The organism is Psychrobacter sp. H8-1, from assembly GCF_904846575.1.
GTDB lineage: Bacteria > Pseudomonadota > Gammaproteobacteria > Pseudomonadales > Moraxellaceae > Psychrobacter > Psychrobacter fulvigenes.
Window position 1 is genome coordinate 2,712,239 of sequence record NZ_CAJHBG010000001.1, and the last position, 13,458, is coordinate 2,725,696.

The window sequence follows — 13,458 nt, forward strand, 5'->3', positions numbered from 1 at the left end:
TCATGAGTTTGCTAACTGCTAGTATCTATCTTCTTTTATTACTTGCCCTAAGCGCTTTTGTCTCTAGTGCCGAGATTGCCATTGCAGCTGGCCGCAAAATTAAGCTGCAAATCATGGCAAAAGACGGTGACGTCCGCGCACTGGACGTCCTCAAGATGCAGGACAATCCTGGCAGTTTTATCACTGTGGTTCAAATCGTGCTAAACGCGGTGGCAATTTCAGCGGGTGCCGTTGGTGAGTCTGCGATTAGCCCTTATCTACAGCTATTAATCAAACATGAAGCTGCCTCATCGATCATATCATTTGTCTTAATCACCAGTTTGTTTTCATTGCTCGCCGATTTGATGCCCAGACGCTTGGCTATGCTAAATACTGAGATTATTGCAGTGAAATTAGTGCGACCAATGATGCTGTTGATTTTTATATTTAAGCCTGTCATTTGGGTGTTTGATGGAGCAGCCAACTTATTATTCAAACTGGTTGGTATCTCAACTGTACGTCAAGATGACATGACTCCAGAAGACATCTATGCTGTGATGGACGCTGGCGCAGAAGCGGGTGTCCTCAAAAAACAAGAACATCACTTAATCGAAAACATCTTTGAGATGCAAGAGCGTACCGTCACTTCAGTGATGAACCCACGCGAGCATGTGGTTTATTTCGATACCAAGGCCACGACCGACGAGATCGTCAAGACCATGATCAAACAGCCACATAATAAGTTTTTGGTCTGTAAGGATGATGATCTAGAAAACATCATCGGTTATGTTGAGTCGCGCAGCTTTTTGGCGTTAGTGCTTGAGCATCAAGATGTCAGTCTCACGGACAAGACATTATTAAAACCCGCTCTCTTTATACCAGATACCTTGTCACTATTTGAAGTATTAGAAACCTTTAAGTCTACTGGCGCAGACTTTGCTGTCATCGTCAATGAATATGCATTAGTCGTGGGCGTCCTCACTTTGAGAGACGTCATGAGCATTGTGATGGGCGAGCTGGTCACTTTGGAAGAGCAGCCTATCGTACAGCGTACTGATAATTCATGGCTAGTAGATGGCATGACGCCGATTGAGGACGTCATTCGTGCTTTGGGGATTGTCGATCTGCCACGCAGCCAAAACTATGAGACTATGAGTGGCTTTATGATGTATATGCTGCGCAAAATACCCAAAAAGACCGACAGTATCGACTATGCCAATTATCACTTCGAGATACTGGCCACTGATCATTTAAAAATCAATCAGCTGCTGGTCACTAAATCTGATGAGGTTACCTAGCCTTATTGCCTAATTTAGTATCGTTAATTCAAGCTTCTAACACTCGGCGACTAGTCACGCGACCCAAATATGGCTGTGCCGACACGTACCATCGTAGAGCCATTAGCGATGGCATTTGCCATATCACCACTCATACCCATACTCAGCGTATCCCATGCCTCTAACTCTGGATACGCTAGTTTAATCTGCTCAAACAGCTGTTTGGTACGCGCAAAAGCATCTGTGTCCTCTTGAGCTGGGATAATCATCAGACCTCGTATCTGCAGACGCTCATAATCTTTGATAGAGGCTATCAATTCTGGCAACTCTTCAGGCAAACAACCAGACTTGCTGTCCTCATTATCGATATTTACTTGAATCAACACATTAAGTGGCGGTAAGTTATCAGGTCGCTGGCTATGTAAGCGTTTGGCAATGATATCGCGCTCTACCGTTTGTACCCAGTCAAAATGCTCGGCGATATCACGGGTTTTATTACGCTGTATATGACCGATGTAATGCCATACGATGTAATTCGTATCAGGCTGAGCTTGCAGTGCTGTAATCTTTTCAATGGCTTCTTGTAGATAGTTTTCGCCAAAATCACGCTGACCTTGCTGAGCTAATGCTGCAATCATCTCAGCAGGCTTGGTTTTTGATACTGCCAGTAAATTAACGCTTCCTCTCTTCCCTCTCTCTCTTTGAGTACAAGCCTCCTTTATTTGATGATTTACCTGTTGCCAGTTATCGATCAAAGCTTGTTTATCAAAGTTACCTTGCTGATCAAGATTATCTGCCATGTCGCTCTTTATAACCTCGCTGTTGGTGTGACCTGTAAAATCACTATACATAAATGGCTCGTTCAAGTTTCTTAAAAGATTGAAAGATAAATACGGGTTAAATATTCGTCAATATAAAATAATAACAGAAACCTTTTTTTTAACTGATTTTCCACACTGAATATTTTTTATTTAATTTGTCTAGTGGATGGTTAAATATCAGCAGTCTTGTTATGATATTGTTACACGATTTAACATATACTGTTAACCACAGTAAGAAATACAAAAATAATTTAACCTGATATTTTTATTAATTAGTATTTATCAATACGTTGCTGCCTGCCACGCCTATCTTAACGTATTTATATGGATTTTATAACGCGGAAAAATAGCCTTTTATATATCTACCCATTTTGATCATTAGGAATTCCTGACCATGACTGAAAAAAGTAACTTAAGTATCGAAGATCTGCTGCGGTTCACAGTTAAGCATAAAGCCTCAGACTTACATCTCTCCGCTGGCATGCCGGCAGTGATTCGAGTCGATGGCGAGATCACACGTATCAATATGCCAGTGATGAGTCATCAGGTTGTGCATCAGTTGATTTATGACATCATGAATGACAAGCAGCGCGCTGACTTTGAGGAGTTTTTTGAGACGGATTTCTCTTTTGAAATCCCAAACTTAGCTCGCTTTCGGGTAAACGCTTTTAATCAAAACCGCGGTGCTGGTGCTGTATTCCGTACGATTCCATCAGAGGTTTTGACCCTAGACGATTTAGGCATGGGCGAAGTATTTAAACGGGTTTCAGACTTCAAGCGCGGTGTGGTACTCGTGACTGGTCCTACTGGCTCTGGTAAATCAACGACACTAGCAGCCATGATTGATTATATTAATGATACGCGTAAAGAGCATATTTTGACCATCGAAGATCCCATTGAGTTTGTCCATGAATCCAAAAAAAGCCTCATCAACCAGCGCGAGGTGCACCGCGATACCTTAGGGTTTGAGCCTGCACTGCGCTCGGCACTACGTGAGGATCCAGACGTTATCTTGGTTGGTGAGCTACGTGACCTTGAGACTATTCGTCTGGCATTAACCGCTGCCGAAACGGGTCACTTGGTATTTGGCACCTTGCATACCAGCTCCGCGGCCAAAACCATTGACCGAGTGATTGACGTCTTTCCTGCCTCTGAAAAAGACATGATTCGTGCGATGTTATCTGAATCCCTACAGGCTGTCATTTCCCAGACGCTGCTACGCAGACAAACAGGCGGACGAGTCGCGGCGCATGAGATTATGCTGGGGACACCTGCTATTCGTAACTTAATCCGTGAAAACAAAGTAGCGCAGATGTACTCATCTATTCAGACTGGCGCAGGTGACGGCATGATTACTCTGGATCAATCACTGAAAAACTTGGTATCCAAAGGCACGATTCATAAAGATGTTGCACGGCCATATGCTAAGCAGCCTGACGACTTTATCTAGCACTAAGAACTGACTTTTTCCTTAATAACATCATTTGGTGGTGTGTCAAAAAGTATGCTGATTAAAACTTGAACAATTTTTGAAGCCTTTAAAGCCCTATAGAATCAGAGAACTTAGCATAGATTTCTTATTGACTTCTATCGCTAGCATACTTTTTAGAACACCACCCATCATTTTAATATAGGCATGCTATGGACTTCGATAAACTGCTGCAACTCATGATAAAAAAGAACGGCTCAGATTTATTTATCACTGCCGATGTCGCACCTTCGATGAAGGTAAATGGCACAATCTGCCCTATAGGCCAAATCCCTCTGACCGCTGAACAAACCATGATTTTGGTTAAAAGCATTATGACAGATGCTCAGAAAAAAGAATTCGATGAGACTCACGAATGTCAATTTGCCATCTCAGATAAAGCGCAGCAGGCACGCTTTCGGGTCAGTGCTTTTATCCAACGTGATATGGCAGCGATGGTTCTCAGAAAGATCGAAACTAAAATCCCGACCGTTGAAGAGCTTAATTTGCCGCCCTCACTTAAAGAGCTGGCCATGACAAAACGTGGCATCATTCTGTTAGTAGGCGCAACGGGTACAGGGAAATCGACGACACTTGCTTCGATGGTAGGCTACCGTAATCAAAACTCTCACGGCCACATCATTACTATCGAAGATCCGATAGAGTTTGTGCATCAGCATCAAGGCTGTATCATCACCCAGCGTGAAGTTGGCATTGATACGCTATCGTTTGAAGCAGGGCTAAAAAACACGCTGCGCCAAGCGCCTGATGTTATTTTGATTGGTGAGATTCGTAACCGAGAGGTAATGAGCTATGCCATTCAATATGCCGAAACAGGGCATTTGGTGTTTGCCACCTTGCACGCCAATAACGCTAACCAAGCCATTGACCGCATCATTCACTTCTTTGAAAGTGACCGTCATAATCAGTTATTTATGGATTTGTCCCTGAACTTAAAGGCCGTTATTGCTCAGCAATTGATTCCAACTCCTGATGGTAAGGGTCGACGTGCCGCCATTGAAATCCTACTGAACTCGCAGCTGATTAGCGACTATATCCGTAAAGGCGAGCTGCACGAAATCAAAGATGTCATGACACGCTCACGCGATAGCGGTATGCAAACTTTTGATCAGGCACTGTTTGATCTATACGAAAACGGCGATATTACCTATGACGATGCTATAAAACATGCTGACTCACCAAATGATGTACGTCTAAAAATCAAGCTTTATGGTAAAAACAGCACTGCAAACGTGGATGAGAACGCCAATAGTTTATCTTTAGATATGCGTTAATCGCTTATTATTAACCACTAAAAAAGCGCTCAAGGTGAGCGCTTTTTTTTGATTCAAACTGTCTAGTATTTCATGCTAATGCACAGCAAAAATAGACAGCACGCAGCTTACTTAGCACTGTCTTTGCATTCTTGATTATCACAGATACCATACAGCACCAGTGAGTGACCAGACAGCGTAAAACCGAACTCTTCTGCAACCTTTAACTGCTGTTCTTCGATGATTGCGTTACGGAATTCCACAATCTTACCGCAAATATCACAAACGAGATGATCGTGATGCTCTTCTCGAGTGATTTCAAAGACGGATAAGTTATTTTCAAAGTTGTGACGCTCGACAATACCCGCTTGTTCAAATTGTGTCAGCACTCGGTAAACTGTCGCTAGACCTACGTCTTCTCCTTGCTCAATCAGTGCCTTATATACTTCCTCTGCACTCATATGATGCAACTCAGCGTTCTCAAGCAACTCCAAAATCTTGAGACGTGGCAAGGTTACTTTCAATCCCGCTTTACGTAGTTCTTGATTGGATAAAGAAGCCATGGTATCCCTTATGACTATTAAAGTCTTAGCAAAAATTTCGAGAAATAAAAACCGTTAATAATAACTGTCTATCTAACAAGCTTTATATCTAAAAGCAATGGTAGTAGTTCTGTATGATAACATCATGCCGTTACCTAACGCTTGCAGCCATGTTAAGTCTATGAATTTAAAATATAAATGCTAGATTATATTAGGTAGTGTTTGGTAAATAATGTCGTAAGTGGTAGGCAATTGCAAGTAAATAACGTATCATTTGTCAAAGATTGCCGGTAAGACACGCATCCGTTGCCCTTAACCGTGCCTAACCCATTATTTATGAGTCATCTTACCATGATAAAGCCTCTAACTTATCTTACACTGAACCATCGCACATCTAACAAGGTAAATACCCTACGTAAACTTATGATTACTGCGACCCTTGGTGCCACTGTCGCTCTATCTGGTTGCTCATTGTTTAGTGTGTATACAATTGACTTACCTCAGGGTACACCTATTACCCAGACCCAAGCGCAAAAGCTACAAGTCGGTATGAATCAAAACCAAGTATTATATATATTGGGAAGTCCAGCCATTCGAGATACCTTAGCGCCCAATCGCTGGGATTATATCTATGACTATCAAGCAGGCACTCAAGGTAAGCGTGATGGTATTGCGGATGTCAAAAACGCCAGTCAGCATCTGACTATTTACTTTGATGCCAATGGTATTGTTAATCGTATTGAAGGTATCGAAACATTACCTGAATCCTAAGCGCTCTATAGCTTAAGCCCATAGCTGCAATACTTATACTATCGCTTAGTAGCTTAATATTATGGCTTAGCGGCTTACTTCTGTTTTTTTTGTATACCTCTACTTTTGCGCTGAGACATTGGATCAGCGCTCAAGCTACGATAGACCTCGATACGATCAAGCGGCTGCAAGACATAGCTTAGCGGCTGCTTTTGCGCATAGATACCAACGTGCCAACGCTTAGCCGCTGGTATCTGAATATCGACTACCTGCTCACACCATGTTGCTAGCTCAGGAAACTGAACCAACCAACCAGCCTGTGTGAGCGCTTCATATAAAGTCGTACCGCCAATCACTTGTAAAGTCAGATAGTGTTGGCGCTGCACATCCTCAGCATACGCTAAATATACTGTTATCGTCTCTATCTTCCCTAATGGCTGAGACCGCGTAGAAGCATTATCTGTTAGCTTAACCACTGCATCACCCAGCCTATTAACGCAAAAATCAATGCCAAGGGTACGATGAGACGAATGGCGACTCGCCATAAGTTATATAAGGCCTCGCTGCTGAAATTCAAAGACTTACGCAGATGACTGATTTTCATGCGCCATCCAGCAAAGATAGATAACAATAGCACTGCCACGCTACTAATAATGACTAACAAGCCTACCAGCCAAGCCGTGGGTATGGCTACCACTAATAACACTCCTAGCGCTAAGGTCATCAATAAACTGACCAAGAAGCCAAACTTATGCGCCAATTGCTGAGCACTATAGTGCAGCAGATAACTGGCTACAAATACCACGCCTGCCCAATATAATAACTGTCCGATAGGTGGCAACGTCAAGCCGCTGATAAATAATGCCACCACACCTACGAGCAACTGTAGTATCCAAATAGGTAATACCAGCTTGGTAGCGCGGTAAGCGTTTGCAGACTTAGAGGCACGTGAATCATGCGCATGCAGATTGCCTGCTTCTAACGCGGTTATGTCTTGTCTAGTCACCAAATGCTGACCGAACCAATACAAGCCTGTACCTGCTCCCACACTGACCAATGCTAGGGCAACAGCACGCGCCCACTCGGCAAGACTAATCTCAGTCATGGCAAAATTGACTTGTGGTAAGCCGTTAGCGACGCCCATCACCAAACCCACAACCATAAGCCCTAAGCCTATTGGTAATGGCGCGACTCCAAGTAGGCTTAACAGTAGTGCAATGATCATGAGGCCTGCAGCAACGGCAAAGCTTGGCAAATTAGGCGCACTACCTAGCTCAGCCAAAGCAGATAAGAGACCACTGCTCGCTCCTGATATGACAAGAGCAGCAATGATGATGGCGACAATCGCGGCTAGCCAACCAAAGCTACGCCAGAGCGGACTGGCATCTGCCTCACGAGTGAGCTTTTGCATGCCAGCTATAGGCGCATCAACACTACGATAGGCCAGTGCTATCTCGGCATAGACCACTGGTAGTGATACTAGCACCATCGCTAGCAACCAAAGCAACCAAAAGTCAATCTCACCAATGGAAGCGGGCGCAAACCAACGAAATAGAAGTAGCGGCAATAATGCTGCCATAAAATAAGAAGCATAACGGATCATCATAATTTCAATCCAAACGATCTAAAGTTAATGATATTTTAAAATGACTCATTGTAGCAGTATGAAAAGTCTGTCTATACTATAGGGGACATATAGCAATAAAAAAACCCCGAAAACGGGGTTTAATGACTTAATAAAAAGCAATTAGTGAATAGCGCTGATATAGTCAGACAAGATACGAATGTCACGATCTGACAAGCGTGCTGCCACTGTCTGCATCATGCCCATCTCACCTTCTTTGGCTGCATCATTGATACGCTTTTGATCATCACTTGCAATATCGTCTTCACGACCAGCGGCACGGAATAGCTTGAGCTGAGTTGCGATGTACTCCGCATGCTGTCCACCTAAACGCGGGAAAGCGGCAAAGTCATTGCCAGCAGCATCTGGACCGTGACAGCCAGCACACCCAATCACACCGCGCGACTTTTGACCGCCCAAGTATATCTTGGTTGCTTCTTCAGTGGTCGCAGGATCAGCAAAGCCAACATTCCATACAGGCTGTTCAGAATAGTATCCTGATACGTTCGCAAGATCTTGCTGTGACAGGTTAGCAATCTGCGATTGCATGATGCCGTTTTTGCGGTAACCCGTCTTATAGTCGATCAATTGTTTGTATATGTATTTGATGTTTTGACCACCCAGATTAGGCTGAGAGGGAACAGGGCTTATACCATTCATACCATGACAGGCGGCACAGACCGTTTCAACGATTTGTTTACCTGCATTAGCATCATATTCAGGAACAGTAATAACAGCTTGTACGCTGAAACTTGCAACACATAAGCTGGCGGCAGCGATTAACTTTTTCATTGATACGAATCCTACTAACTCGACGTAAGCATTGTTTAGATTGATTGTATTGACAGACACCCTATATGAATCATGAGCCAAGCTATGATATATAACGAGGCAATTCATACAGTTTTAGGTCTTAATCACAAGCAGCCTGAAAGTACTTACTAATATCAGGGTTTATTTGCGATTATTATAGCAAGACTTTATAGGATTTGCCTACTTAATCATAATATATGATGATTTTTCTATATATAACGTATCGATGAGGATGTCATCAGCGTATATATATCGTCATATGAACCTCATGAAGCTTATTTTTTTATGATCAACACGCCTAAGTAAGTAAGCTCGGTGTGTCTATTTACTCATATACTCAATCAGCTTACGATACTCTGCATCATTACCGCTCTCGTGTAGTCCACCTGCTGGCATCTGAGTCATACCGCCTTTGACGGAGTTTACCAGTCCATCCATGCCCTTTTGTTGAATGAGCTTTTGCCAGGCGGCACGGTCACCCTTCTTAGGCGCATTCAAGGCGCCACTATCGTGACAGGCAGCGCATGAATTATTGTAAACAGTTGATATATCATCCGCAGCTACCCCACTACTCATCATAGCAATACTGAGTAAGAGCGCTGATGCAGTGCTGCCCAAAGTCCAGCCTGCTTTGACGAAAAGTGTATTTATTGTAGACATCTGACACCTCCATTGGCTGATGATTGATAAATATAATCTGGTGCTCTTTAAGGTATTAATCAACGAGGTCACATTTCATTATCATGTTGATTTATAATAGGCCGATTGCTAAACGCTTTTACCTTAATACCTCTATCATAGTAACAAAATATTTCTTATCAATATAGAAATATCCTGTTTTCGCCATCAGAGCATCTTAGCTGTTCTCTAACTTTCACTAAGCGACGGCGCATTTTAGTGTTATGCTGTTGTCAACATAGTCATAGCTTTGTCATTAAGTAAACCATCATATCATCTGTCGCTTTATTGGATATCCTTTATAGTAAATCTCATCCAGAAGCTGCATGACTGAGTTGCTATTAAAAAGCTGGTTTTCTTTACGCTGCTACCCCTTATTTCGTTTTTTATTTTCTAATTGTTAATGAGTTATTTATGAGTACCCAGTATAAAGACGTCGCCGCCGAACATGCGGCATTCAATACCAAAGCCCGTCAGCGCATACAACAAACTGAGTTTATGACCTCAGCGCCGACCTTCCGTCTCTGTCCTCCCGATGAGGGTTTAGAAGTCGCCTTCGCTGGTCGTTCAAACGCTGGTAAATCTTCAGCCATCAACGCTTTGACCAATCAGCGTCAGCTTGCACGCTCATCAAAGACCCCTGGCCGTACGCAGATGATTAACTTTTTTAGTATCGGAGATACCGATACTAGACTGGTCGATCTGCCTGGCTATGGTTATGCTGCCGTACCGCTGGAGATGAAAAAAGAATGGCAGGTCGAGCTAGAGGAATACTTGGTATCACGCTCAAGTCTGGCAGGCTTAGTATTGCTCACTGATATTCGTCATCCACTAAAGTTCTTTGATGAGCAAATGCTGCACTGGGCAAAAGACGGTGAGCTGCCCGTACACATCTTATTGACCAAAGCTGACAAGCTAAAGTATGGCGCGGCCAAAAATGCCCTGCTGAATACCCGTCAAGCGTTAAAAAAGTTAGGATTGTCATCTTGCACTATTCAGCTATTCTCTGCCCTTAGAAAAGACGGCATTGACGAACTGGCTGGGGTCATGGGTAAATGGTATCAGTACAAGCTTGATGGTGAACAAGTCGCGGCAGCTGTCGAAACAGTGATAGAGGATTTTGAGGGAAAAAACGAAGAATAAAAAATAAGGGTTTACGATATGGCTCATATTAGATGAGTCAATGGTAAACCCTTTTTTTAATGGTTTTTAATAATTTTTAACATTTCAGCGCTCACTGCACATCCCTTCTACTCAGGGCTTAGTAAATTAACCAAATCTTGCGGCGTATCGACCTGATAGCTAGGGTGCTGCGCAGCAAGCTCCACACTGGTCGCGGTGCCATAATTCACGGCAATACTAGTCATTCCTAGGCTATTTGCCATTTGAATATCATAAATACTATCACCAATAAATACCGCTTTAGATATTTGCTGCTGTGTGTGGTTTAAGATATCAGTAAGCATTTGCGGATCAGGCTTAGAGCCAGACTCGTCAGCGCAGCGTGTTATGACAAAATAGTCATGGCTGCCGGATGCATCCAATACCCGATCTAAGCCTTTTCTCTTTTTACCCGTTGCTACAGCGAGCTGTTTGCCCTGCGCTTGCAGGCGCTGTAGCATATTTTCAATCGGGTCAAATAATGGCGTGCGATGACTATTGGCAATATAGTAGTCGGCGTAGCTTTGCTGAATGGCCAGCTTTTGCGACTCGTTAGTTTTAGGATACAAGATATCAATGCCGTTCATTAGGCTAAGACCAATAATGTCTTTCACTGCTTGGTCAGTCGTTTGAAAACCGTGCGCTTCTCCAGCGATATGCATAGATTCTACGATTAAACCAATTGAGTCCATCAAGGTTCCATCCCAGTCAAAGATAATGAGCGTCTTGTCTATCAAGCAATGATTGGTCGATGAATGAGAATGCTTTGAGCTAATAGCTGCTGCGCTACGATAATTGGGTTGTTGTTTCATGAACTTACCTTAATAAGATGATAAATTACAGATACTAAAACGTCACGGCGACTTATTCAGAAAGATAAATAAGCTATCGTGACGTTTTTTATATTAAATGACTTGGTGGTGTTCTAAAAAGTATGCTAGCGATAGAAGTCAATAAGAAATCTATGCTAAGTTCTCTGATTCTATAGGGCTTTAAAGGCTTCAAAAATTGTTCAAGTTTTAATCAGCATACTTTTTGACACACCACCAATGACTTATATTCAATAAAAGTTTTAAAAGTAGATTAAAACGCGCAGGCTGCGAGCCTATTCAGGCAGCTTGGTTTGCTCTGGTAACCAGTCCGCCATCTCATCTGGTAATGGTGCGGTAATGGTCTCATAACCTGGAATGTCTAAACGCCACGCATGTAAGCATAGACGATGAACGCCTGACTTGTCATGCACATGGTATTTATCATCACCCAAGATAGCATGACCGATATGAGCCAAATGTACACGGATCTGATGGGTGCGTCCCGTCAGTGGCTTGGCTTCGACCAAGCTGACGGGCTGACCGGCTAGCATAAAACGCTCATGAACAATGATGTCCGTTTGGCTCTCTTTGGCTTGAGGATCTTGGGCGTCTACCTTGACGCGACGCTCACCACTGGCAAGCGTATAGCGCAGCAGTGGCGCATCGATACGCTGCTCATTAAGCGCAGGCTGCCCTTTTACCAGACATAAATAGTGCTTTTGGATGGTCTTGTCTACCAGATGCTGCTGCAATGCTTTGAGCGCTGAGCGTTTCTTAGAAATCATCAACAGACCTGAGGTATCTTTATCGATACGATGTATTAGCTCCAAGTACTTCTTCCCAGTCACTTCACGCATGGCTTCGATGACACCGAAGTCAAGGCCACTACCGCCATGGACGGCAATACCTGAAGGCTTGTTTAATACCAGCAGCCCCTCATCTTCATAGACCACACGTGCCAACAGGCTTTTGGCGAACTCAGTACTGATAATTGGCTTTTCACGGGTCGCCAGCTGTACCGGTGCGATACGTACGACATCTTCGCGCTGTAGTCTATCATGCGCTTTACAGCGTTTATTGTTCACGCGAATCTCATCCGAGCGAATCATTTTATAGATATGCGATTTTGGCAGACCCTTTAAGCGGTTTAGCAAAAAATTATCCAAGCGCTGATCATGCTGATGGCGCGTCACTTCAAGGTAATTGACCTTTTCAAAGGTGCTAATCTCATCATCGGCGCTTTGCGGACGGGTTTTGCTGTTGAAGATGGCAGGGGCTTCATGGATAGGGGTTTCATCATTCATTTTTGAGTTTGTCATTTTTAGTTAGGTATTTACACAAAGATTTGGTATAGTTTAGCATGTTGAGCGCCAATTAAGCAGAGGCGACGGCAATAATAGTTATTGCTTACCACTGCGCGACTCATCTTATTTTTAGAGTAAGATACCTGATAACAGTCAGTATCTTGCTTGATAAAATGAATTGTTAAATTAAATATAATCGTGTTAATAAAACAGGCCAACATGCCCATTTATTAAGCGAAAACAGCACACAATTACTCATTTAACGCCTGACCATGACTTGATTTTGCAATCATTTTGGCACGCGCAGTTGAGCAAGTGACGGTAGCCCGATGTTAAGGGTTTATAGCTGCCTGAGTATTGGCGGTCAAACAGATATGATAAATGTTAAATAAAAACACATACGATACCGCGCCAATAAGCCGGTTCCCCTTCTGTTTGCCGAGTACGCCCCGCTGACAATCAGTGCAGTGGCACTCATAATATAAGCTACCAAGATATGATCAATGTTATTAGATAATACGATAAATATATAGTTAGAACGACCAGATGGATTTGACCTCATACCAAGCGATGAGCTGGTGTTGATATGATAGCGGATTGACTCTTTAATACCCTCTTACAAAGCGTATTAATAACACCCAACCATAACACGCGTTAGCAAAACAGTTAACCATAGAAACGTTGTAGCCTTACACCCTGCGATAGCTTCTATAAACTCAAGCTTTGAGTATGAGACGATAGAGTGCGGCACTTTCAAACGAGCGCTATTCATAGCGAGTATTGAGAGCTCAGCCATAACGATACTATCCATACCCATGAGGTCGAGCTTGTTATTTATCACCATTTATCTGAGCGTTAAGCTCAACTGACATCCAATATTTAACGCTTACTTTAGCGTCACTTACTACACTGCAAGCTCAATGTTTGCTTTGGTAATTTTTATATTTGCCGCTGC

The 13,458-nt window shown here is 43.1% G+C and carries 13 protein-coding genes; 5 read left to right on the forward strand and 8 right to left on the reverse strand.

Features of this window, described 5'->3' with window-relative positions:
- Positions 1-2: 2 nt before the first annotated feature.
- Entirely contained in the window at positions 3-1,277 is a 1,275-nt protein-coding gene (locus JMY01_RS11185; RefSeq protein ID WP_201575812.1) for a hemolysin family protein, read from the forward strand.
- A gap of 50 nt (positions 1,278-1,327) precedes the next feature.
- On the opposite strand, the gene JMY01_RS11190 is transcribed toward JMY01_RS11185, so the two are convergent.
- Positions 1,328-2,056 carry a YggS family pyridoxal phosphate-dependent enzyme gene (locus tag JMY01_RS11190; RefSeq protein WP_201577557.1) on the reverse strand — a complete coding sequence of 243 codons (729 nt, stop codon included), beginning with the start codon at positions 2,054-2,056 and terminating at the stop codon, positions 1,328-1,330.
- Positions 2,057-2,471: 415 nt separating this feature from the next.
- On the opposite strand from JMY01_RS11190, the gene JMY01_RS11195 reads away from it, so the two are divergent.
- Together JMY01_RS11195 and JMY01_RS11200 are read left to right on the forward strand one after the other, a co-directional pair.
- A complete protein-coding gene (locus JMY01_RS11195; protein ID WP_201575814.1) occupies positions 2,472-3,527 on the forward strand; it encodes a type IV pilus twitching motility protein PilT in 1,056 nt (351 codons plus the stop codon).
- 191 nt (positions 3,528-3,718) lie between these two features.
- Positions 3,719-4,840, forward strand: a complete 1,122-nt coding sequence (locus JMY01_RS11200) for a PilT/PilU family type 4a pilus ATPase (RefSeq protein WP_201575816.1) — start codon at positions 3,719-3,721, stop codon at positions 4,838-4,840.
- Positions 4,841-4,947: 107 nt separating this feature from the next.
- Here JMY01_RS11200 and fur read toward each other — a convergent pair whose 3' ends face one another.
- Positions 4,948-5,382: a ferric iron uptake transcriptional regulator gene (gene fur / locus JMY01_RS11205; protein ID WP_201575818.1), complete on the reverse strand. Its 435-nt coding sequence runs from the start codon at positions 5,380-5,382 to the stop codon at positions 4,948-4,950.
- 315 nt (positions 5,383-5,697) lie between these two features.
- On the opposite strand from fur, the gene JMY01_RS11210 reads away from it, so the two are divergent.
- On the forward strand, positions 5,698-6,132 hold the full coding sequence (locus JMY01_RS11210; RefSeq protein ID WP_201575820.1) for an outer membrane protein assembly factor BamE: 435 nt from the start codon (positions 5,698-5,700) through the stop codon (positions 6,130-6,132).
- A 74-nt stretch (positions 6,133-6,206) separates the two neighbouring features.
- Here JMY01_RS11210 and JMY01_RS11215 read toward each other — a convergent pair whose 3' ends face one another.
- The 4 genes from JMY01_RS11215 to JMY01_RS11230 form a co-directional block, all read right to left on the reverse strand.
- Complete coding sequence (locus JMY01_RS11215; RefSeq protein WP_227677879.1) at positions 6,207-6,587, reverse strand: RnfH family protein; 381 nt, start codon at positions 6,585-6,587, stop codon at positions 6,207-6,209.
- Entirely contained in the window at positions 6,575-7,717 is a 1,143-nt protein-coding gene (locus JMY01_RS11220) for a hypothetical protein (RefSeq protein ID WP_201575823.1), read from the reverse strand. Before JMY01_RS11220 ends, JMY01_RS11215 begins: the two co-directional genes overlap by 13 nt.
- Before the next feature lie 141 nt (positions 7,718-7,858).
- Positions 7,859-8,527 (reverse strand): c-type cytochrome, encoded by a 669-nt coding sequence (locus tag JMY01_RS11225; protein ID WP_201575824.1) that lies wholly within the window; start codon positions 8,525-8,527, stop codon positions 7,859-7,861.
- A gap of 342 nt (positions 8,528-8,869) precedes the next feature.
- Positions 8,870-9,208, reverse strand: a complete 339-nt coding sequence (locus JMY01_RS11230; RefSeq protein WP_201575825.1) for a cytochrome c5 family protein — start codon at positions 9,206-9,208, stop codon at positions 8,870-8,872.
- Positions 9,209-9,640: 432 nt separating this feature from the next.
- Here JMY01_RS11230 and yihA point away from each other — a divergent pair, with 432 nt between their 5' ends.
- Positions 9,641-10,369 (forward strand): ribosome biogenesis GTP-binding protein YihA/YsxC, encoded by a 729-nt coding sequence (yihA, locus tag JMY01_RS11235; RefSeq protein WP_201575826.1) that lies wholly within the window; start codon positions 9,641-9,643, stop codon positions 10,367-10,369.
- A 107-nt stretch (positions 10,370-10,476) separates the two neighbouring features.
- Here the strand turns inward: yihA and JMY01_RS11240 are convergent, their stop codons facing one another.
- Both JMY01_RS11240 and JMY01_RS11245 read right to left on the reverse strand, forming a co-directional pair.
- Positions 10,477-11,199, reverse strand: a complete 723-nt coding sequence (locus tag JMY01_RS11240) for an HAD-IA family hydrolase (RefSeq protein ID WP_201575827.1) — start codon at positions 11,197-11,199, stop codon at positions 10,477-10,479.
- A 293-nt stretch (positions 11,200-11,492) separates the two neighbouring features.
- Positions 11,493-12,503, reverse strand: a complete 1,011-nt coding sequence (locus tag JMY01_RS11245; protein ID WP_201575828.1) for an RluA family pseudouridine synthase — start codon at positions 12,501-12,503, stop codon at positions 11,493-11,495.
- Positions 12,504-13,458 lie beyond the last annotated feature (955 nt).